Below are 20,897 nucleotides of genomic sequence, written 5' to 3' on the forward strand. Positions count from 1 at the left end.
GGCTCAGCCCTCCCTATCCATTCTGCCGCGCTCCTGCCCCGTCCGGGATTTCGCCACACAGCCGAACCGGTCCATTTTGGCTCGCATATAGTCAATCCGCTGCCGGATCTCGCGTATTTCCGACTCGGAAGGAGCAGTCGCACCCGGATGCGGCGATTCGGTCTCGTCACCGAAACGTGTCAAGGCTTCCGCGCTTTTGCCAAGCCAAGCCGTAAACGCAGAGCCGATAAGCTGCAGCAACGTTTCTTTCTCACGCCGCGCCGCTTCCCGCGTATTCCGTTCGATGGTCACCGTTCCCGTCTTCATCACGATCGTCTACCCCGTTCCACTATTGTTCTTATAGAGGATGTTCAAAAAGTCCACTTTTGATCACGAAGCCGATCAGGAAGCCTACTCGACATCGAATATGGAATTCAGCCGGAACTTCCGGTGCTCACGTAGCTTCCACTACGCTCCGCTCCTCATTTCCTTGCTTCATCCCATCTTCTCGGTGCTGACAACCGGACTTTTTGAACTCGCACTTATAGCTCAACAATACCGGAAAGCGGCCGGCTGCAAAACGGACCCGGGACTGTCTGCAAACCCCGACTTTAGTCGAGCGGACGTTCCGACCTGTGAGAGCGGCTTTTTCCAGCTGCCCGGCTAAACTCGAGCATGCCGCTTGGCCGACAGGCTGCCGTTATGCAGCCATACATACGCGCTGGGAGCAACGTACGGCTTGCTGCATTCCGCAAGAGACTTCCCTGAACAAGCACCGTTCTCAGCCTTTTCAGCCTGCGCCGCAGCCGTTTCGCCGCCCGAATCGTAATTTCGTTCACGACGCCAGGTCCACGCTTCGCCTTTCTGAGGTCCATTCTCACCATGACGCCTCTTCCTCCTCCACTCGTCGGCTAGTCATCATACTTCCTTTCCAGTATGCCGCCCGATCATTAACCCGCCGTCAATTGGATGTAAAAGTTTTACGAACTCCAACCGCCTAATTGTGATATTTCTGGCACCCGCTTCCGCGATTCCACTATAATGAGGAAAATACCGTTCGACCGGCAAGGGAGGATCCTGATGGTTATGTTCGAACATCCCGGCTTACAATGGTTTTTTTTCGCGGTTACAATCACTGCGTCGCTCCTTATCCTTGGCTGGATCGCCCGCAGCAGACAGGAACATGAGCCTTACCTTTTCCTGAAGCTGTTCGGTTATTCCGCGCTTGGAGCTTCTACTTTCATATTTAACGGGATTCGTCTTCCTTTAGGCTTTCTCTTATTTCTGCTTTTTTTGGCCCGCCCCCGCACGAACCCTAAAGTAAAGCGCCGCGCAGCTTTGTTCGGCCTTTGTCTGTTTTTGCTTAACGCGGCAGCTCCCTCCTGGGAGAAGATGATATATGAACGCGACATCACCGTTACCGCTCCGGCCGGTAATCTGTTTGCGCTTGATTTCGGAAATCACTGGCGGACCGTGACTGCCAAGCTGGACATAAGCGGCGATACCCGGCTGGAACGTTTTGAGGCTAGATATGAGTCGGACGGCGATATACAACGGCTTCGATACGAATGGACCGAAAAACGTTCGGATGGCTTCATCTATTATTGGGCCGAGCTTGAACCGGGGAAATCCAAATTAATAGTGAAGCGGAATCGTTTGGAAGGAGGATGGATACAATTCGACCGTTCCATCCCGGTAAGCCGTTTCCTGCAAAAACTGGACGAGGCGGATCTGCGATTGCTTAAACCGGGCACGGACTTTCCGTATTACAGCCTGAAGGCCGACGGCGCTTCTGTAAACTACGGAATCAAAGATACGAAGTCGTTTATGCTCCGGGAGAACGGCATCAGCCCCATCGAACCGTCCCGGCTTCCGGTTTTAGGATATTGGCTGGCAGCTTGCGGCTCCGGATCACCCCATGGCTGCGACGAGCGGGCGGACTATTTGTTTGATTCTTGAGCTGCTTCCTCCGCTAGGCTATTGGAGGAAGCGGTCCCGTACTTCCGGCGGTGGCAGCAAGCAGCTCTCATTTCGCCCGAACCAGCGGTACCGGTTGCGCGCTACCGTATCGTATACGAAGTCCCTGAACCGGGCCGGAACAGCTGCGAACACGAGCAAGACCGGCCACAAACCGCCCAGCTTCCGAACGACCTCCAGAGCAGCTTTGGACTTGATATACACTCGTCCGTCCCGTATCAGCCTGAACGTATCCGGTGCCGCCTCGCCGGGGCTGCCCGCTTGCCCCGCTTGTTCCAGCAAAGCTTTGCCCGCAGCCGAGTCCAGAGCCGCAAACCGGTAACGGGCGCGCCGATCCCGCTTAACCACAAAACGGACGATCCAGCTGCACATCGCGCAATAACCGTCATACAAAATGACATCGTAGTTTCCTTCGCGAACTTGCCCCGCCATGACCGTTCCCCGCCTTTCCGGCCGCCCCTGTACTCGTATTGTACCTCGTTCCGGCCTTTGCGCTGCAGTTCCAACTTTGCTATAACGGTATGCCAAAAAGGTACTAGATTCTGTAGTACCTCGGTCTGAAACGGCCACTCATCCCCGGCTCCGATCCGCAGCAGGAGAGTGTTTCTTTAGTTCCTAAAATACTTCAGGAACGGACGGGGCCCACGCCGGTTGAATGGTACAAACTCCGCGTTTCTTCTGAACCGACCGGCCTGGGACCACGATTCCACCGTCGTCACACAGCGAAACATCGGACATGTTAAGCTGCGCGAAGTACGAGATAGCTTCCCGGTTGTGTTTGTCCGGTTGTGTTTGTCCGGTTGTTCGTCCGGCTGCGTTCGTCTGCCTACGCATATCGCTGGCGCCGTCACCCGTCACGTTCGCGACCGCCGTTTTCCGGCTTCTCCGCCTCCGGAACAAGCCCCCCGCGCCGCACCTTCGCCACCGCTTCCTTGCTGCTTTTCACCCGCAGCTTTTTTAGCATTTTGTTAACCTGGTTTTTCAGCGTACTTTCGGCTTTATACAGTTTGCCGCCGATCTCCCTTTGGGTGTATCCGGCCTCCAGCAGCCCGAACAGCTCCCGCTCCGCACCGGTCAGCTCCTTCAACTGCTCCTCCCGTTTCAGCCGGGCAAACTCCTTCAGCAGCACTTCCATCGGATTCGAGCTTCGGATGACGCCGCGGATCGTTTGTGGCAGACTGCGGTAGTCGGTTTTCACAACATACTGAACCGCTCCGGCGGTGAAAGCTTTCGTAATGACCGACTCTTCCTCGAGCGAGGTCAGCATAATCACCTTCGCGGGCCGCACTTCCAGCAGCTCCATCGCGGCATAAATCCCGTCCACCTGCCCCGGCGTCAGACAAATATCCATCAGCGCGACATCGAACTCAAGCGTTCCCGCCAGCCGCACCGCTTCCTCACGGCTTGTAGCGGCTCCGACGACCAACATATCCTCTTCCTTGTTAAGAAAAGCGGTCATCGCTTTGATCCAGTCCGGGTCGTCCTCTGTAATGAGTATTTTGATCGGCTGCATATCGTTGCCTCCTTCCATACGAATTTTGCCGCATCCCAGGGTCCGGTGCCCGCTATCGTTCGAGCTTACTGGGTCAAAATCTTAAGTCATGCCTCAGCCCTTGTTCCGCCGATCCCTCAAGCCGCTCCAAAATTCGTCAACAGCTCCGATTTTTTTGCAATCGCCTTTCATAACGGTCTAGCCTCTCGGTCCATCTACGAACCCTGCACCCGCTTGCTCGCCGGAAACCGTAGCGTCACGACCGTTCCCGCACCTTCCTTGCTCGTCACTTCAATCGAGCCGCCGCTCTTCTGCATCACCTGGTAGCAGTATGTCAGCCCAAGCCCAAAGTTTCTTCCGCCGCCGGTATTTTTCTTTGTCGTATAAAAAGGCTCCAGCACGCGTATCAACCGATCGTGCGGAATGCCCGGCCCGTTGTCGCGCAGCGACAGCTCCACATATCGTTTGGAGGCAGCGATCCTGACGTGCAAAGCTCCTCTGCCCGGCATCGCTTCCATGGCATTTGTGACCAGATTGGAGATCACTTCGCCCACATGAACCGGATCACACAGAAGGATCGGATCACATTCGAAGTCCGTTTCTACCCTGATCCCGCTTCGCTCCAATTCGGCAGACCGCGATCGCAAGTTTTGCTCAACCAGGACGCTCAGCCGATTCGGCCGCTCCTCCAGCACGATCTCCTGCATCTGCCCGTGTATGCGGGCTACCATCTGTTTCATATGATCCGCCGATCGTACGATCAGGTCGAGCTGTTCCGCCGTTTCCGCATCCTGCCGTCCAAGCGCAAACTTGATATTTTCCGCGGACATCGAGATTTTGGCGATTTCGTTTTTGATCGTATGATTCAGCATCGCCGTTCCCGTACTGACGGCCGTCACCGCGCTTTCCAGCGGATCTTTCTCCAGACGCACCTTAACCCCCAGCACGCCGGAGCCAAAAGCAAACGCCACGCCCGCCAACAGCGAATAGGCTATGAAAAAAGCGACGTAATGGAAAAAGCGGAACCCCGGCTCCCAAACGTTCGCCACATTAATCAATACCGCAATAGCCGCCAAAGTCGGCACCACCAGCACCGCAACCGCAAGCTTCTCGCGCCTTTTCCAGGCAGACGGCTCCCGCCGGTACGCCGAGATTAGCAGCCAGCAGGACCAGGTGTAATACGGCACGGCCCAGAAGAGCAGCGTCAGGAAAAAAGCGCTTTGGTCCGGAATCGCCCAGTAAATCACCGTAGTAGCGGCAACGGGAAGCAGCAGTAGTAGCTTCAGTTTGGACCGAATCCGGCGTGAGAAGCGTTCCGCATACACGAGAGCAAACACCAGCACACCGTATGGCGTTAACGTATGGTTGAGCGTCTCCAGTCCTTTCGCCGCAGAAGCAGCGAAGTCGAGCCACATGCTTGTTCCTGTACGTTCCGTAAGCTTGGGCAAAAGGTCATCGCGGAGAAAGCCCGCCAGTCCGCCGATACTCGCAAACAGCAGAAAAAAAGCGGCCCACCGGTTGGCCTCCCGCTGCGGATGCAGCTTGTATAACACGCATGCAGCCGCCAGCAGCGCCGTAAAATAAACAAGCATGCTTCCTCACCCTCTCCTATTCGCTGTATGCCGGATTGCGGGTACCTCTCTAGCACGATCATACCCTTTGACTCAAACGGATTTCAAGAGGGGCGGGGGACGCACGCGAATCCAACCCTTTCCGGCGCAAAGAAGAAAAAAAGCAGCCTCCCGGAACGAAGAGAAGACTGCTTTCCATCATAGAGTACGCATCATTGGGGCCCGGCAAGGCGCTATCCAAGGCACATGCCGCGTCTGCGCGCCCCCGAGCTTGCCCCCCTACCTGCGACTGTATATCCGCGCGGCCGATCCCGCCCTCTTTCCTGCCGCTCCTGGACCCCGTAAGCGCCGTGCTCCCAAAAATCATCCTTTGAAGGAGAAAGTGAGTTTAGTCGGCGAATACGGCCATTCTCACACAAACCGGCTTGGACGCTTGCGCCGTATGTCCAGTAAATTCCAGCTTGCCGGTGCTCCGGTCGACGCGAAAGACGACCAGATTATCCGTATCGCGGTTAGCGGCGATCAGAAACGCACCGTCCGGCGACAGCGAAAAGTGACGGGGATGTCCTCCTCTGGTGGACGTATAGTCCACAGGCGTCAATGCGCCCGAATCCGGATCGACCGCATATACGACGATCGAATCGTGCCCCCGGTTGGACCCGTACACGTATTTCCCGTCCGGCGAAATCTGAATCTCGGCGCACGCATTCTCACCCTCGAACCCGGCAGGCAGCGTGGACACAATCTCCAGCTTCTCCATCGTCCCCGCCGAAGCCTCGTAAAGGAACGAGGTGACGGTGGAATCCAGCTCGTTAATGACATACATGTATTTGCCGTTCGGATGAAAGACGAGATGCCGCGGACCCGCCCCAGGCTGTACAGCCGTCTCGCTATGCGGCTCCAGCTTGCCCGCCCCGGCATCGATCCGGTAACCTACGATCCGGTCCATCCCCAGATCCGGCACGAACACGAACCGCTGATCCGGGCTGAAAAAAGCCGAATGCGGGTGCGGCCGTTCCTGGCGCTCCGGATGAACGCTGCTTCCCGCATGCTGCTTCGCATCGAGCAGCGGCCCGATCGTTCCGTCTTCCTGAAGTGCGACCATGCCCACCTGACCGCCGCCGTAACTCGCCACAATGAAGAAGCGGTTATCCGCGCTCCGCTGAATATGACAAGTCGACGTATTCACCGTGCCCGAACGGTTCAGCTCCGTCAGCTTGCCGGCTGCCGGGTCGATCTCCAAAGCTACAGCGGCGCCTTTACGCTGGCCGTCCTCCAGCTTTTCCGCAATCGCATACAGCTTCCGCGCTTTGGCATCGAGGCTTAGGAAGGTCGGATTTTGCAATCCGGAAACCTGATCGAGCCGCGAGAGCGCCCCCGATTCGGTATCCAGCTGATACACATACACCCCGCTGTTCGCCGCCTCCGCATACGAACCGATAAATACGAGCATTTTCCCCTGATTGTCCGCCACGTCTTGTTTCCTCCTCTTGGCCATCCGTTTTCCAGTTATACAGTATCTCTATTAATGTACACTTCCGGGTGGAAGGAAAGCAAACTGCATGTTGCGGGGGCCTTCTGGCGCATCGCGCATAAAAGGAAAGAGCCCTTGAACAAGTCAAGGACTCTTGGTATATGCGGCCGGAGGGATTTGAACCCTCGCACCCGATGGGTACTGGCCTCTCAGGATAACTCCATATGCTTGAAAGTCTCTTTTTGTAAGCTTTCGGGCTTATGCCTTTTCCGCATTTCCCGGGATTTCCGAGCATGAACTGGAGTTTACTCCCACAATGCTATCACGGCAGTAAAGCTACGTCGTTCTTTTTCTGACTAAGCCCACTGCAGCTTCATGAATTTCGGATAGTTATCTTCAGCCGATCGTAATAACATGATTAGCATTTCTAACACTCTGCCTGCATCTAATTTGTTTTGTTCAGCAGTAAGCGAGTATTGAGCCGACACAACCCCATTTTGTTCCATAAACTTGGTAAAGCGATAGTCAATATTTAAATCATTAATCAGATTATGTATGGACTCTTTCTTTAAAGGATTCGTAATTTTGGCGATGTTGTAGACATTTAGATCGACAATATCTTCTCTCTCGTTAAAGGAAACTACAAGAAGAACTGAACCGCCATTCTCCAGCCTCTGATCGGCTCTAAAAAATGTGCCCCCTTGGTCATCCTTCAATTCTTCCATGTATACATTTTTCTGGTTTAAAGCATCTCTAAATATTGTTACATTCGACATGTACTCCCACCTCGTTGTGAAAATGTTATTAAATACTGAGTATATATTACTATTTTCATAGGATAAGAGTACTATATGGGAACAATTAACGTCAACATCTAACATAGCACTTGGCTCATTCCACAAACTTCGACACACCCGTGCTTCTCTGACCTTAACGGACAGCCGCTTTCCCGGCTTCAGATCGATTTGGACATTTCTATAACCCTGAAGGAAGGAATAAAAAGGAAAAAAGCCTTGATAGACAAGGCTTTTCGTTATATGCGGTCGGAGGGATTTGAACCCTCACACCCGATGGGCACTACCCCCTCAAGATAGCGTGTCTGCCGTTCCACCACGACCGCAAATCGGAGATAGATGTTAGTTGAAGGAAATGTGAGCCATGTAGGACTCGAACCTACGACACCCTGATTAAAAGTCAGGTGCTCTACCAACTGAGCTAATGGCTCATGGATATGCCCCGACCTTGTTGCTGTTGAGGGGCTCTGCTGTGACAAGCCTTAGATGCTCGTCCCCATGAAATATGAAGAGAAGAAATGGTGACCCGTAGGGGATACTCTCCGCTGACGCTCCGAGACTGCGAAGCAATTCCTTACGAAGCCAAGCTCCGACGAACCTAATAGGTTCTCATCCCAAGCGAAGTTATTGCATAGATGATGACCCGTAGGGGATACTCTCCGCTGACGCTCCGAGACTGCGAAGCGGTTCCTTACGAAGCCAAGCTCCGACGAACCTAATAGGTTCTCATCCCAAGCGAAGTTATTGCATAGATGATGACCCGTAGGGGATTCGAACCCCTGTTACCTCCGTGAAAGGGAGGTGTCTTAACCCCTTGACCAACGGGCCATGTTGCTTGATTCTAATGCCGCCCTTCAAAGCGACAAGTGTTATTATATCGGAATTAGGGGACATTGACAAGCATTTTTTCAAAGCGTTTTTTGGAGTAATGGCATGACCTCAAACCTGCTCCTTGGCGGGCTGAACCGCGCTTCAACTCGCCCTTGTTCTACGACTTCCATCTCCGGGTATTAAAGGACACCATTGCTGCAGCAGTTGAACGTTTAAGCACCAACTTCAATTTTATGAAACAATCCGAATGTGCTATGCTCTTTCCATATTGGAGGTGATCCGGATGATGCTCGTGTATCATAAATCGAACCAAAGTGTGCTTGAAGAACCGGTGAGGCTGCCCGCCCCGGACGAAGTAGCCTGGATCCGTCTCCGCGCCCCCGAGCCGGAACAACTGCAGCACCTTCTTCAAGACGTATTCCACTGCCACCCGCTGCTCGTCGAGGATTGCATTAAGATGAATCAGCGTCCTAAGATGGACCGTTACAAAGATCATATCTTCATTTCCTTTTACAGCATAAACAAACATTTGAGCTCCTCCGAGCTCGCCATTGTCATTGGCACTAACTTCATCGTCACGGTGTACAAACACGATATCCCGTTCCTTGACGATCTTTACACGGAGTTTCAGCAGGTAGAGGGAAAGATGGAGTATACGGGACGGATCTTGTATCATATTTTGGACCGGTGCGTGGACGAATATATGGAGCACGTTTACCAGTTGGACGATCGGATTGACCGGCTCGAGCAATCCATTTATCACAATCCGTATGTTCGCGTCGCCCAAGACATTTTCCGGATGAAACGGACGCTTCACATGCTTCGTCGCATCTTTGTGGAGGAGCGGACTTTGCTCGGAGCGATCGGTCACCAAAACTTCCCCTACATCCGGCAGGAATCCGACGTTTATTTCGTCGATATTTACGACCATTTGTCGCGCGTCGTCGACTCGCTGGACATTTACCGGGAATCGCTAAACGGCTTGCTGGAGCTGCAGATGAACATGAAATCCGACCGGATGAACGAAATTATGAAGACGCTCACGATCGCCAGCACGTTTTTTATGCCGTTAACATTCATCGTTGGGATTTACGGCATGAACTTCGACCGGATGCCCGAGCTGGACTGGAACTATGGGTATTTGGCCGTGTGGGTCGTCATGGCGGCCGTTTCCGTCGGTATGTGGATTTATTATAAAAAAAAGAAGTGGATGTGACGGGGCTACGACGCCCCCTCTGCCCGGGTTCTCATCCCTCAAACCTTCTCACGCAACACAAAAAAGCCGCCTAACGGCGACTTTTTGTGTTACGCAGAAAGAGGGATACTCTACGGCTTTCCAAGCCTCCGAGACTGCGTAGTATTTTGTAGTATTCCTTTCGAAGCGCTGCTCCGACGCCCCCTCTGCCCGGGTTCTCATCCCTCGCTTTCTCACGTAACAACAAAAAAGCCGCCCTAAGGCGACTTTTTGTGTTACGGAGAAAGAGGGATTCGAACCCTCGCGGCTGTTACACCCTAACGCTTTAGCAAAGCGCCCCCTTCGGCCTCTTGGGTATCTCTCCATGAGAAGTAAAAAGCTCCCCGAACAGGACTCGAACCTGTGACAACTCGGTTAACAGCCGAGTGCTCTACCAACTGAGCTATCAGGGAACGTATATTGTTAAATTATCATGAATCGGCGGCCAAGTCAAGCTGGAGCAGTTTCAATTTGCCTTTGCATTTGCCGCATGCGTATTTACTCGGGTCCATCCGTCTTTTGCGCATATAGGAAGTGCCGCACGATACGCATTCGAGCTTATACCGAAACGGCTGCGGCTTTCGTTTCATCCCGAGCGACTGGCAGTAACGCGTGCCCCCGACTTCCGCCAGCAGCTTTTTGAAATCTTCGTCCCGGTGCCTGTACCCTTTACGCTGCAAATGCAAATGATAATGACACAGCTCATGCTTAATAATTTTCTCGACTTCTTCCGGTCCAAACGCCTCGTATTGATGCCAGCTAATATCGATATGATGGGACTTCATAAAATACCGTCCGCCGGTCGTCCGCAGACGCGTATTAAATGTCGCCCGGTGCAGAAAGGGGCGTTTGAAGTAATGCAGAGAGATCCGCTCCACCCATTGCTGCAACTGCCGGTCGTCCATTCGCCCCCTCCTCCTTCGGTTTCCATGGTGAGTAAACTTTACTTGAATTTGTACTCCATCATAGGCTACACTGTCAAGTAGAACAAGTCGGAACGAACGCCTTCCGCAACCATGCAAAGCCCCGAGAGGAGAACGAAACCGCGATGCCGAAAATGAGATATGCCGTGCTGAAGCTCGGCGAAACTTTGGAATTCGTCGAAATGCCTGCCGATCACGTGTACCAATTAACCGCTTTAAACCGCCGCCTGCATAAAGAGCTGGACAAGCTGACAGCCGATGGCGTCCCCACGCTGCCTCATGTCGTGGCTGAATGCGATTCGCTGGATATCGTAGACAACGCATGCACGGTCCTGCACGGACTTGAGTACATGAACGCGCTGGAGCGTTCCTTTGCCCAGCTTGACGAGAAATCTTATCCGCTCATCTCCCTGCTCACCGAGATTCGGGCGCTGCAAGCCCAACTGGAGCAATGGTACGAAGAGGAAGAAGACGCCTGACACATTTGCCGCAATAGGACCTGCACCGCATCCGCCTTTTCCCCATATCCTATAGGTAGTAGCACATCACGAGTGTGAAAACTATGGGAAAGGGGATGGAACTATGCCGCAGTGGCTTTGCCATCAACTGGAGAAAGCGTTTCGCAAGAAGGATATTCGGCAAGTTCGACTGCTGAACGACTGCTGGTTTTTTTACCGCACACGAACAACCGACTCGAAGGAGTCCATTCATATATCCAGACCGTAAACGCCCCGGAGACAGCGTCCCCAGGGCGTTTCTTCGTTATGTTCAGACTGGAAGGCTGGAGGGAGAACCTGTCTTCTCGACTCGTTGCGAACAACCTCCGTTTGATCTGCCTAGCTCACGGCATCCCGCCTATTTGCCGTTCTGGCTTTTCATCGTCAGCCCGACCCGGCCCTTCTTCAAATCCACATTCAGCACCCACACCGTCACCGTATCGCCAACCGACACGACATCCATCGGATGTTTGACGAACGTATCGCTCATCTGGGAAATGTGAACGAGTCCGTCATTTTTGATCCCGATGTCGACAAATGCACCAAAGTCAATCACGTTGCGAACCGTACCCTGCAACTGCATCCCCGGCGTCAGATCTTCGAGCTGCAGCACATCGGTGCGGAAAATCGGCGGCGGCAGTTCTTCGCGCGGATCGCGTCCGGGCTTCTGCAAGCTGTCCAGGATGTCTCGCAGCGTCGGCACCCCGACGTCCAGCTTGGTCGCCAGCGTGTCTACATCAGCGTGCTGCAGCTTCTCCTTCAGCTCCTTGGTGCCGAGCTGATCCAGCTCCAGCCGCAGTTCGCGGAACAACCGGTCGACGACCTCGTACGATTCCGGATGAATCGGCGTATTGTCGAGCGGATTCTCACCTTCGCTGATCCGCATAAACCCGATACACTGCTCGAATGTTTTGGCGCCCAGCCGCGGTACTTTTTGCAGCTGCTTGCGATTGTTGAACTTGCCGTTTTCCTCGCGGTATTTGACGATGTTTTTGGCGATCGTGCCGTTAACGCCCGATACATAGGAGAGCAGCGACGGCGAAGCCGTGTTCAGGTCAACGCCGACATGATTCACCGCAGACTCGACGACCGCCTTCAGGCTTTCCTCCAGATGCTTCTGCGCGACGTCGTGCTGGTACTGGCCGACCCCGATCGCCTTTGGTTCGATCTTCACCAGCTCCGCCAGCGGGTCCTGCAAACGCCGGGCGATCGAGATCGCGCTCCGCTCCGCCACGTCCAGATTCGGAAACTCTTCCTGCGCCAGCTTGGACGCCGAGTAGACGCTCGCACCGGCCTCGTTGACGATCAAATATTGCAGCCCGCGTCCCTTCACCTTCCCGATCAAATCCGCGATAAACTGCTCCGTCTCCCGGGAAGCCGTCCCGTTGCCGATCACGACCAGCTGCACGCCGTACTTCTCGATCGCTGCCTTCACCTTCGCTTCCGCTTCCGCTACTTTGTTGTTCGGCGGGGTCGGATAGACGACATCGATGTACAACGTTTTTCCCGTCTCGTCCACAACCGCAAGCTTGCAGCCCGTCCGGAAAGCCGGGTCCACGCCCAGGACGACCTTTCCTTTGACCGGCGCCTGAAGAAGCAGATTACGCAAATTTTCCGCGAAAATCTGGATCGCATGCTCCTCCGCCTTCTCCGTCAGCTCCCCGCGCACCTCTCGCTCAATGGACGGGGCGATCAGCCGCTTGTAAGCGTCCTCGATCACCAACTGCAGCGTTTGCTTGACGATGGAGTCCCCTCTAATGGTCTGTTTGCCGATATAATCGTGGATACGTTCCACCGGCACTTCCAGCTTTACCTTCAGCACCTCTTCCCGCTCCCCGCGGTTAATCGCGAGCGTCCGATGCGGCGGCAGACGGCGAACCGGCTCCTGGTACGCGTAATACATCTCGTACACCGACTCCTGGTCCTTATCTTTGGCTTCCGTTACAATGATGCCCTGGTCCTGCGTATGCTTGCGCACCCAAGCCCGTATTTTGGCGTCGTCCGCGATATTTTCGGCAATGATGTCCATGGCCCCTTGGATCGCGTCTTCGGCTGTATGGACCTGCTTGTCCGCATCGATATACTTCGACGCCTCCTGCCCCAGAGACCCTTGACGCGGCTGCGTCAGAATCCAGGCCGACAGCGGCTCCAGGCCGCGCTCTTTGGCTACGCTGGCTCTCGTCTTCCGCTTTTGCCGGTACGGCCGGTACAGGTCTTCCACTTCCTGCAGCTTCACCGCTTGCTCGATCGATGCTTTCAGCTCGCCGGTCAGCTTGCCCTGCTCGTCGATCAGACGGATGACTTCCAGCTTGCGATCCTCGAGATTGCGCAAATATTGCAGCCGCTCCTCGATGTCCCGGAGCTGCGTCTCATCCAGCTCGCCCGTCATCTCCTTGCGGTAGCGTGCGATAAACGGGATTGTATTGCCTTCGTCCAGCAAGCCGACCGAGGTGCGCACTTTCGTAAACGGGAGCTGCAGCTCCTTGGCGATCTGCTTCAAGATCCGTTCCTGTTGAAGCGCTTTATGTTCTTCGGTCATTTCCGGCTTGGCCGTATCCGGGTCTTGAAGGGCCGTGCGGTTGGTTTCCAGCTCTTTGGTCATGCCCTACCTCTTTCTGCTATGGTTTCATTGCACATCTTCTACTGTAATATTTTCGCTTAGAGGCATGCCGATTCCTGCCTAAATGGACTTTTTTCTCCGATTGAGGAACAAGTGTGCCTATGATGATGAGGATGCTTTTTCAGGTGACAATATGATCCTGCAGATAGCCAGCAAGTATGTCGGATCAAACCAATCGGTTGTCCCCAGCTTATGCACAGGTTATCCACAAGGAGTCGAGAAAGTATTGTTAAAAACAAAAAAACGAGGGCTTCCCCCCGTCCGTTCGTTGTTGTAGCCGATTAAAAATCAATCAACCCTACGCTAATCTGCAAAGCTTCGTCCACCTTACGCATCGACTCGTCGTCCAAATGCGTAATCTTGTCGGTAAGCCTCTGCTTATCGATCGTCCGGATCTGCTCGAGCAAAATAACCGAGTCGCGGTCGAACCCGTGCGTTTCCGCATCGATTTCCACATGGGTCGGCAGCTTCGCTTTCTGAATTTGCGCAGTGATTGCCGCAACGATTACGGTTGGGCTGAACCGGTTTCCGATGTCATTCTGAATGATGAGCACAGGCCGAACTCCACCTTGTTCGGATCCCACTACAGGAGACAAGTCCGCAAAAAATACATCGCCACGTTTCACTATCAAGCTCTACACCCCGCTAACTAAGCGCTCAAGGGTACCGTCCGCTTCTTCCTCCGCTTGAAAAGCCTCTGCCGCCATATGCAGATTGATCTTCGCCATTTCCATATACCCGCGCTGCATCGACTCGCGCAAATGGCGCTTCTTACGTTCCATGAGATACAGCTTCATGGCTTGACGAATGAATTCGCTGCGATTGGAGTTTTCCTTCTCCACGATGCCGTCGACTTCCTGCAGCAAGTAATCCGGCAGACTGATCATGATCCTTTTCGTGTTATGCACATTGGCCACCGATCTCGCACCCCCAAAACATTCCCAAACCAATACTACCATTATGTCGTGCATGAAGTAATTTTATACAAGACCAAGTATATGCGCTGGATATATCACGTATGTATACCCGTTGCAAATCTTTGTCCGAGAGCCGCAACCCCGTTGCAAGCCTGGTCATACGCATCACGGAACACCCCTTCCCAGGCGCTGTCCTCTCACTTGGGAGAAGAGGAAAATTTGTTAACGTACCGGGAACAGTCCCCAAAATTGCCGTCTATACCTATTCGATCCGTGACGACAAAATCCTTTGTTTGGTTGCATAAATGTTGTTGGTAAATGTTGATAAACCGTGTCGAAACTGTTATTCTGACTGCCTTGTCATTCGGATAATAAGATGTAGAAAATGAAGCGGGACGAACTCCCTCACCACGAAAAGGGTGCTCCCATGTAACAGGATGAGAAAGAGGTCAACGATCCTCACTCCAAACGTGGAGGGAATCACTTTACGAAATCCAAAACTAACGGATCAAAGGGTTTAAAACGTCTTCCCTCCGGCCGTCCCGAATATACACCCGAGGCACCCGATGAGAAACCATGCACGTAATCTCGTAGTTAACCGTGCCGAGCAAAGCGGCAAGATCCTCGGCGGTAATCGCTTCGTCCTGCTGGCGCCCCATCAGCACCACTTCTTCCGCTTTGGACAAGTCGCCAAGTCCGCTGACGTTCGCCATACACTGATCCATGCAGATCCGTCCAACAATCGGCACCTTCCGCCCGCGCACGATCGCCTGCGCTTTCCCGGACAACATCCGGCTGTAGCCGTCCGCGTAACCGATCGGCAGCGTCGCGATACATTCCTCCCCGGAAGTGTGGTACGTCGTGCCGTAGCTGATGCCAGAGCCCGCAGGAAGCGTCTTGACGTGAACAGCCCTCGTCTTGATACTCATCACCGGCTCGAGCTGCACGCGCTCTTTATTCACCTCTTCAGACGGGTATAGACCATACATCCCAATTCCTAGCCGAACCATCGTGTACGACAGCTCCGGACAATCGATTCCTGCTGCGCTGTTCCCGGTATGAACGTAACGGAACGCAACTCCGCGCTCCTCCAAATGCCGGATAATCCGATCAAACTTCCGGTGCTGCTCCAACGTATACGCTTTATCCGCCTCGTCGGCGCAGGCGAAGTGCGTATACACGCCTTCCACATCCAATAGTGGGTGTTCAACCGCGCGCGTTATATAGGAAATGGCTTCGTCATTCGGCTGAAGCCCCAGACGGCCCATGCCGGTATCGATTTTGATGTGGACTTTCAGTTTGCGAAGTGTTGCAAGTGCAGCAGTTGTTGCAGCTGTAGCGGTCATATTGGTATCAATATCGTTAGCGTGAATGCTCTCTGATGTGCTGGTAAACGCATCAGTACTCATGCTTTCGGAAACTGCAGCAGTTTCCGGCTTAGAGACCCTCCCCGTGGTTGCATCCGTAGTGATCACATTTGTGGGATGACAGCCTGCGCGTGACTGGGGACCACGCATTGAAGATGGGCTGCCCTGCTGAACACTCGCTTCTATCGCAGCATGCGCAGAATCCTCCGGCCCTTTTCCCAGCGAAGATATTCCCGCTTCCGCCGTTGGCCCTGAAGCTGCTTGAAGCCGCTCTTCCAAAGCCGCCCACAATTCGTCCTGAAACACCGTTAACGTAATATCATGCTCGATCGCAAGCGGAATGCCTTCCGGCTGCGTGTACCCAAGCACCAGGATCGGCGCCTTTACTCCCTCACGCCGAAGCTCCAGCGCTTCGTCCAAGAAGGCGACCCCGATATAGCTGACGCCGCACTCCATCGCTTCTTGCGCCACTTTTACCGCGCCGTGTCCGTATCCGTCCGCTTTGACGACCGCCATCACCTTCATCTCCGCCGGCAGCGCCTGCCGAAATGCCCGTATGTTATGCCGCAGCGCATCCAGCGAAACCTCCACCCACGTCGGCCGATAAAACGTCTCCAAACCTGTTCACCTTCTTCTAGTCATCAAGCTCCCACCACCGGAGCCCGCCAAAAAACACATAAACCTATGGTAATGCCATCCCCCCGGGCTGTCAATGAACAAAGAGTCACATGTTCGTGATCTGGGGGCGGTAATAAAAGGGAATACCCGGTTTCTCTTTGATTGGGGAGAGAGAACCGGGCATTTTTGGTAAATGGATGAAAACAATAGTATGCTCTTGTTGTTATTAACTTTTAAGATGGTAGCCGGCTCAACCTCTATATGTCAAGATTCTAAACCTGGCTCTCCAGTATATTCGGAAATAACAGAATCAGCTAACTTATCTGGCGAAAAACACCGCCCTTGACTGCAAGCTTGTTTAGCCTGCACCGGCCAGTCATCATTTCCCAACTTGCCCCTGAACCGATTGAGCGACCCGGATCATTTCAGTCTCAGGAAGATCTCCAGTCGACAATCGGAATTCAACCCCGTCGTAAGTCCAAGTCAGCGTGCGCAAACCTTTAGCCTCACCAGTCACGATACCAAGAGTGTAACCCAAGTCAAGAATATCTCCAGTCAGAGAAGTGACCGTTTTCGTCTGAGGCATCGATTCGGTTAACGTATAGTTGTATGTGCCCGAATAACGGAGCAAGATCGCCTTGTCTTCGCCGAGCTTCACTTCCTTCAAATCCTGAAGCTTAACCCCTTGTGGAATATAGTCCGGCTCGAGAATTCCAAAAGTGAGCGCCCCTGCTTTATCCATCGTGCCTGTCTTCTGCACAGTTGTTCCTGCGGCCCCTTGCTTAGCTGTATCCCCGACCGTACCCGAGGTAGGCAACGATTGAATATTCCAGCTTGTCATATTCCGCTGCATATCAAAGGAATCCTTCTCGAACTTTTTGCCAAACTCAAACTGATCGAAGCTAACTTTCACCATTACATTATTGTTCTCATCGGATACCTGCACTTGCCGCGGAGCGTAATCCTTTTTGCTGAGCCAAATCTTCTGCCTGGCCAACAGACCGTTCTGGTAGTTAGCTACGACATCGAACACATACGCATCTTTCTCCTCAGTGAAATGCCGCTCATTATCCATTACAATGCTTTGAACAAGCGACTGATACAGATACACTTGTCCGGAATTTTCCGGCCAGTCGCTCTGGAAACGGAACATCTTATTCAAATGCGGCGTCAGCACAAAGACGCCCTCATCGTTACGCAGAACAATTTGCGTGACATCTTTCGCCTCATTCGTCAGTGCGATCCGGTAATAATGCGGATTCTGGTACCAGACCTCCACATCATATTGTTGCGCCTGTTGTCCCGTCTGAAGCGTCATCTTCCCTGCGCCCTGATAGCTGTTCAGCTTCCCGATCACATGATCCAAATCCTTAACAACTTGTTCCGCATTCTTCGTCCCACATCCGGCTGCAATCAATGCAACGCACATCACGATGGCCAGTACCCATGTGACCCGACGCATTCCATCCACCCCTCACACGATTAATGATTACTTGTACATGTTTATGTGGGGTGTGGGACAAATATGCTGGGGGATGACCCACCATTTAATTAAGGAATTGATTGCTTCATCTATGCTATAATTAATATCAATGAACTAAGATATGTCAGGAGCGTAGTCCATGAGTTTTCAGGCTCAAATGAATAAAAACTTAAAACCGGGCCATTTATTGATTGCAGAAGATATAGTTGCCTACAAGAAAAAGACTTTGCGCATAGAAATGATATTGAATATTGGCCTCATCGCTGTCGAGTATCTCCTGTATATTCTGAGCTTCTTGTTACTCTTCCACTACAAAGTCGCCACAGATTATGGAGCCATCGATTGGAGAAACCTGATCGACAGCTTGCAGCAAATACCGGTAACTGCAGAGTACGCTCTCTTACTTGGTATTATCTTTACCATCTATACAGGGACCCTTTACCAACGAGGAATGTTCAAATGGAGTCGAGATATTAAAATAATTGATGATTCATTCACAGCAAGTAAAGCAATAGCCATTTCCTTTCTAATCGCGCTGGGTATCATATTTTTTCTAAAAACTAGTATCGTATACTCACGTGTACTTATTCTCGTATTAGCTATTCTAATGGTTTGTTGCTTCGTATTGTCTAGACTAATGCGTTACGGAGTGCTTGTCGCCCTTAGAAAAACTAGACATTACAATAAAAACGTCCTAATTATCGGCGCCGGACGAATAGGTGAACAAATACGAGACAACCTGAATGCCAACAAAACAAGCAGCAGCCGCTTTATCGGATTTCTTGATGATTATAAGACTGGAAAAGAAGTTCTTGGAACTATTCCACAAATCGAAAAACTTGTTCAGAAACACAAAATACATGAAATATATATCACCATTCCTTCTGAACGCGGAGTTATTAATTCATTGATCGCAAGTGTCAGAAAGTACGACGTACAAATCAAAATTATTCCGGAACTGTTCGAGCTCGTAACATCTAGCGTTTCTTTCGATCATGCATTTGATTACCCGTGTATTGAAATAGTTCGAACTCCTTTGCGGGGAATTAACTGGTTTATGAAGCGGAGCGCGGATTTTATATTGTCTGCACTTGGAGTTATCCTAATAGCTCCTCTCCTAGTCTTTATAGCAGTTTGTATCAAGTTAGATTCAAAAGGACCAATTATTATAAAGCAAAAGCGAATCGGGAAAAATGGCGCACCTTTTCATATGCTGAAATTCCGATCAATGGTAGCCAATGCAGAAGCATTAAAAGCTTCGTTGCAAACCAAAAACGAAGCCGATGGTCCTGTATTTAAAATTAAAAACGACCCGCGTATAACTCGCGTCGGCCGGTTTATTCGGAAGTATTCTCTTGATGAATTGCCGCAGTTGTTTAATGTTCTATTCGGGCAAATGAGCTTAATTGGGCCGCGCCCACCATTACCAAATGAGGTCGAACAGTATTCGGATTACCAGTGGCGTCGATTCGATGTACGACCCGGTATTACTGGGCTTTGGCAAGTTAGTGGAAGAAGTGATTTGCCTTTTGAGGAATGGGTTAAGCTGGATATTTATTATATTGAACGGTGGAGCTTGTCTATGGAGTTAAAAATTCTACTAAAAACGATACCTGTTGTTTTAAAGGGTGAAGGAGCTTACTGAAACCGTCTTTCGTCTTTCTAAAGGCTTTGAAAAACTACCTATTACCAAACCAATCATCTAGACGGTCGTCCTCTACCTGGCCAGGTGAGCCAGGTAGAGGACAATATTATTTGAATACAGAATCCCGTCTTATTACAGTTTAATTTGTCAATTAATTTAATTAATAGTTATTGAGGAGATAAAAATGATTAGAAAATTCAAAGACTTGGAACGATTGTTTATTACAACTCTTTTAGAAAGGAAATGGAATATTTTAGTAATATTATTTTCGTCAATTATAGGATTTTTGATTCAACTAGCAGGGATTAAGAATATGTTTGTATCAGGAGATTGGATATTTCATTACTCCCTATGGTATCAGGAACTAAAAGAAAATGGTGGTCTGCTTGCTCTGGGTATCAAAATTGGAGATTATCCGTCAGGATTCAATTTATTACTGGCTTGTATGACCTATCTACCTTTCGCTCCAATGATGAATTTCAAGCTACTTATTATTGTTTTTTATTTCATTGCTGCTATTGCGGCCTACCATATAACAAAAAATATAAATAAGAACTCAGCACAGAAAAAGCAGTATGCAAGCGTGGCATATGCAGTTGTTCTTCTATTACCGAGCCTGCTACTTAATACGACCATATGGGGGCAAGTAGATTCCATATGGGTCGGTATATTGCTCATTGCAATTTATTTCATAACCAAAGAAAAATACGGACTGTCATTTCTTATGATTGGCGTAGCTTTATCAATAAAACAAACTACAATTCTGATATTTCCAATGTTGCTTTTGCTCTACATAAGGAATAATAAAATCTCCATTCTTCACTTTTTCAATATTTTAATTGGATTCATTGCCATGTGTTTACCGGCTATTGTGATGGGAAAAAGCATCAAGGATGTGTTCGCGCCTTATCTCGGATACCGTAATGACGACATAACATCGATGGTTGTAACTAATTTTTCCAATATATATGCATTGTTTACGCCAGATCCGGTTTGGTCAAAGTGGGTGACCAATGAATTATTCAGCAGTATAGGAATGTGGTTCTGTATTTTTGTAATCGGTATTATTGCTTTAGTAATGCACTATAAGAAAGTTGACATTTCAGGAAATAATTTTTTATTGGCAGCTACAATGTTTATTGTTTTATTGTGTAACTTCCTTCCTGGTGTTCACGATAGGTATATGATCTTAGCTGATGTACTCAGCATCATATATGTCATTTCGAGCAGAAGATTGAAAGACATTTGGATTCCAGCGTACGTTAATTTTGTATCTGCGTTTAACATAATCAATTATTTGCATGGTGTTTCGGAGTCTGTGTCTAATACGCGCATCATACTAGTTCAAATTGTATCAATTCTTTTTCTGGCATTATCTATATATCTTGTTTATCATGTTGTTTTTACGCTTGTTAACTGTTGTAAACAACAGTTAACAAGCGTAAAAACAGAATAACAGAATATCCCCAATACCT

19 protein-coding genes and 5 tRNA genes are annotated in these 20,897 nt (G+C 50.9%); 6 read left to right on the forward strand and 18 right to left on the reverse strand.

Features of this window, described 5'->3' with window-relative positions:
• Positions 1-3 precede the first annotated feature (3 nt).
• Together PV433_RS30555 and PV433_RS30560 are read right to left on the reverse strand one after the other, a co-directional pair.
• Positions 4-309 (reverse strand): hypothetical protein, encoded by a 306-nt coding sequence (locus tag PV433_RS30555; RefSeq protein ID WP_190930452.1) that lies wholly within the window; start codon positions 307-309, stop codon positions 4-6.
• Between the two features lie 281 nt (positions 310-590).
• Positions 591-863, reverse strand: coding sequence for a hypothetical protein (locus PV433_RS30560; RefSeq protein ID WP_332075760.1), 273 nt, complete (start codon positions 861-863; stop codon positions 591-593).
• A gap of 196 nt (positions 864-1,059) precedes the next feature.
• Between PV433_RS30560 and PV433_RS30565 the strand changes: the two genes are divergently transcribed.
• Complete coding sequence (locus PV433_RS30565; RefSeq protein WP_332075761.1) at positions 1,060-1,938, forward strand: hypothetical protein; 879 nt, start codon at positions 1,060-1,062, stop codon at positions 1,936-1,938.
• An 18-nt stretch (positions 1,939-1,956) separates the two neighbouring features.
• On the opposite strand, the gene PV433_RS30570 is transcribed toward PV433_RS30565, so the two are convergent.
• From PV433_RS30570 to PV433_RS30605, 8 genes are all read right to left on the reverse strand, one after another.
• Entirely contained in the window at positions 1,957-2,388 is a 432-nt protein-coding gene (locus tag PV433_RS30570) for a thiol-disulfide oxidoreductase DCC family protein (RefSeq protein WP_332075762.1), read from the reverse strand.
• A gap of 415 nt (positions 2,389-2,803) precedes the next feature.
• Positions 2,804-3,469: a response regulator transcription factor gene (locus PV433_RS30575; RefSeq protein WP_332075763.1), complete on the reverse strand. Its 666-nt coding sequence runs from the start codon at positions 3,467-3,469 to the stop codon at positions 2,804-2,806.
• Between the two features lie 194 nt (positions 3,470-3,663).
• Entirely contained in the window at positions 3,664-5,040 is a 1,377-nt protein-coding gene (locus PV433_RS30580; protein ID WP_332075764.1) for a sensor histidine kinase, read from the reverse strand.
• Positions 5,041-5,407: 367 nt separating this feature from the next.
• Entirely contained in the window at positions 5,408-6,472 is a 1,065-nt protein-coding gene (locus PV433_RS30585) for a lactonase family protein (protein ID WP_332075805.1), read from the reverse strand.
• Between the two features lie 377 nt (positions 6,473-6,849).
• Positions 6,850-7,269, reverse strand: a complete 420-nt coding sequence (locus PV433_RS30590; protein ID WP_332075765.1) for a YbjN domain-containing protein — start codon at positions 7,267-7,269, stop codon at positions 6,850-6,852.
• A gap of 262 nt (positions 7,270-7,531) precedes the next feature.
• Positions 7,532-7,613, reverse strand: a tRNA-Leu gene (locus PV433_RS30595).
• 32 nt (positions 7,614-7,645) lie between these two features.
• Positions 7,646-7,718: transfer RNA gene (locus tag PV433_RS30600), tRNA-Lys, on the reverse strand.
• A gap of 325 nt (positions 7,719-8,043) precedes the next feature.
• Positions 8,044-8,115 (reverse strand) — tRNA-Glu (locus PV433_RS30605).
• A 286-nt stretch (positions 8,116-8,401) separates the two neighbouring features.
• On the opposite strand from PV433_RS30605, the gene corA reads away from it, so the two are divergent.
• The gene (gene corA / locus PV433_RS30610; RefSeq protein ID WP_332075766.1) at positions 8,402-9,334 is read left to right on the forward strand and encodes a magnesium/cobalt transporter CorA; all 933 of its coding nucleotides are present in this window, start codon (positions 8,402-8,404) and stop codon (positions 9,332-9,334) included.
• A 257-nt stretch (positions 9,335-9,591) separates the two neighbouring features.
• Here corA and PV433_RS30615 read toward each other — a convergent pair.
• From PV433_RS30615 to PV433_RS30625, 3 genes are all read right to left on the reverse strand, one after another.
• Positions 9,592-9,677, reverse strand: a tRNA-Ser gene (locus tag PV433_RS30615).
• 15 nt (positions 9,678-9,692) lie between these two features.
• Positions 9,693-9,765 (reverse strand) — tRNA-Asn (locus PV433_RS30620).
• 18 nt (positions 9,766-9,783) lie between these two features.
• The gene (locus PV433_RS30625; RefSeq protein ID WP_332075767.1) at positions 9,784-10,257 is read right to left on the reverse strand and encodes a SprT family protein; all 474 of its coding nucleotides are present in this window, start codon (positions 10,255-10,257) and stop codon (positions 9,784-9,786) included.
• Between the two features lie 143 nt (positions 10,258-10,400).
• Between PV433_RS30625 and PV433_RS30630 the strand changes: the two genes are divergently transcribed.
• Positions 10,401-10,754, forward strand: coding sequence for a hydrolase/acyltransferase (locus PV433_RS30630; RefSeq protein ID WP_332075768.1), 354 nt, complete (start codon positions 10,401-10,403; stop codon positions 10,752-10,754).
• A 103-nt stretch (positions 10,755-10,857) separates the two neighbouring features.
• On the forward strand, positions 10,858-11,001 hold the full coding sequence (gene cmpA, locus PV433_RS30635) for a cortex morphogenetic protein CmpA (protein ID WP_190930443.1): 144 nt from the start codon (positions 10,858-10,860) through the stop codon (positions 10,999-11,001).
• A 129-nt stretch (positions 11,002-11,130) separates the two neighbouring features.
• Here the strand turns inward: cmpA and PV433_RS30640 are convergent, their stop codons facing one another.
• From PV433_RS30640 to PV433_RS30660, 5 genes are all read right to left on the reverse strand, one after another.
• Positions 11,131-13,374, reverse strand: coding sequence for a Tex family protein (locus PV433_RS30640; RefSeq protein ID WP_442951590.1), 2,244 nt, complete (start codon positions 13,372-13,374; stop codon positions 11,131-11,133).
• A gap of 299 nt (positions 13,375-13,673) precedes the next feature.
• Positions 13,674-14,024, reverse strand: a complete 351-nt coding sequence (locus tag PV433_RS30645) for a type II toxin-antitoxin system PemK/MazF family toxin (protein WP_190930442.1) — start codon at positions 14,022-14,024, stop codon at positions 13,674-13,676.
• Positions 14,025-14,027: 3 nt separating this feature from the next.
• Positions 14,028-14,309: a CopG family ribbon-helix-helix protein gene (locus PV433_RS30650; RefSeq protein ID WP_317891266.1), complete on the reverse strand. Its 282-nt coding sequence runs from the start codon at positions 14,307-14,309 to the stop codon at positions 14,028-14,030.
• 500 nt (positions 14,310-14,809) lie between these two features.
• Entirely contained in the window at positions 14,810-16,294 is a 1,485-nt protein-coding gene (gene alr, locus PV433_RS30655) for an alanine racemase (RefSeq protein WP_332075769.1), read from the reverse strand.
• A gap of 379 nt (positions 16,295-16,673) precedes the next feature.
• Positions 16,674-17,756 carry an outer membrane lipoprotein-sorting protein gene (locus PV433_RS30660; RefSeq protein ID WP_332075770.1) on the reverse strand — a complete coding sequence of 361 codons (1,083 nt, stop codon included), beginning with the start codon at positions 17,754-17,756 and terminating at the stop codon, positions 16,674-16,676.
• 160 nt (positions 17,757-17,916) lie between these two features.
• On the opposite strand from PV433_RS30660, the gene PV433_RS30665 reads away from it, so the two are divergent.
• Positions 17,917-19,422 (forward strand): sugar transferase, encoded by a 1,506-nt coding sequence (locus tag PV433_RS30665; RefSeq protein WP_332075771.1) that lies wholly within the window; start codon positions 17,917-17,919, stop codon positions 19,420-19,422.
• 184 nt (positions 19,423-19,606) lie between these two features.
• Positions 19,607-20,878 carry a glycosyltransferase 87 family protein gene (locus PV433_RS30670; protein WP_332075772.1) on the forward strand — a complete coding sequence of 424 codons (1,272 nt, stop codon included), beginning with the start codon at positions 19,607-19,609 and terminating at the stop codon, positions 20,876-20,878.
• Positions 20,879-20,897 lie beyond the last annotated feature (19 nt).

This window comes from Paenibacillus sp. GYB004, from assembly GCF_036577605.1.
GTDB classification, from domain to species: domain Bacteria; phylum Bacillota; class Bacilli; order Paenibacillales; family NBRC-103111; genus Paenibacillus_AB; species Paenibacillus_AB oceani.

Coding starts and splice junctions, on each gene's coding strand:
- PV433_RS30560 (WP_332075760.1), bottom strand. CDS start 863: ATGGTGAGAATGGACCTCAGAAAGGCGAAGCGTGGACCTGGCGTCGTG.
- PV433_RS30565 (WP_332075761.1), top strand. CDS start 1,060: ATGGTTATGTTCGAACATCCCGGCTTACAATGGTTTTTTTTCGCGGTT.
- PV433_RS30570 (WP_332075762.1), bottom strand. CDS start 2,388: ATGGCGGGGCAAGTTCGCGAAGGAAACTACGATGTCATTTTGTATGAC.
- PV433_RS30575 (WP_332075763.1), bottom strand. CDS start 3,469: ATGCAGCCGATCAAAATACTCATTACAGAGGACGACCCGGACTGGATC.
- PV433_RS30580 (WP_332075764.1), bottom strand. CDS start 5,040: ATGCTTGTTTATTTTACGGCGCTGCTGGCGGCTGCATGCGTGTTATAC.
- PV433_RS30585 (WP_332075805.1), bottom strand. CDS start 6,472: ATGCTCGTATTTATCGGTTCGTATGCGGAGGCGGCGAACAGCGGGGTG.
- PV433_RS30590 (WP_332075765.1), bottom strand. CDS start 7,269: ATGTCGAATGTAACAATATTTAGAGATGCTTTAAACCAGAAAAATGTA.
- corA (WP_332075766.1), top strand. CDS start 8,402: ATGATGCTCGTGTATCATAAATCGAACCAAAGTGTGCTTGAAGAACCG.
- PV433_RS30625 (WP_332075767.1), bottom strand. CDS start 10,257: ATGGACGACCGGCAGTTGCAGCAATGGGTGGAGCGGATCTCTCTGCAT.
- PV433_RS30630 (WP_332075768.1), top strand. CDS start 10,401: ATGCCGAAAATGAGATATGCCGTGCTGAAGCTCGGCGAAACTTTGGAA.
- cmpA (WP_190930443.1), top strand. CDS start 10,858: ATGCCGCAGTGGCTTTGCCATCAACTGGAGAAAGCGTTTCGCAAGAAG.
- PV433_RS30640 (WP_442951590.1), bottom strand. CDS start 13,374: ATGACCAAAGAGCTGGAAACCAACCGCACGGCCCTTCAAGACCCGGAT.
- PV433_RS30660 (WP_332075770.1), bottom strand. CDS start 17,756: ATGCGTCGGGTCACATGGGTACTGGCCATCGTGATGTGCGTTGCATTG.
- PV433_RS30665 (WP_332075771.1), top strand. CDS start 17,917: ATGAGTTTTCAGGCTCAAATGAATAAAAACTTAAAACCGGGCCATTTA.
- PV433_RS30670 (WP_332075772.1), top strand. CDS start 19,607: ATGATTAGAAAATTCAAAGACTTGGAACGATTGTTTATTACAACTCTT.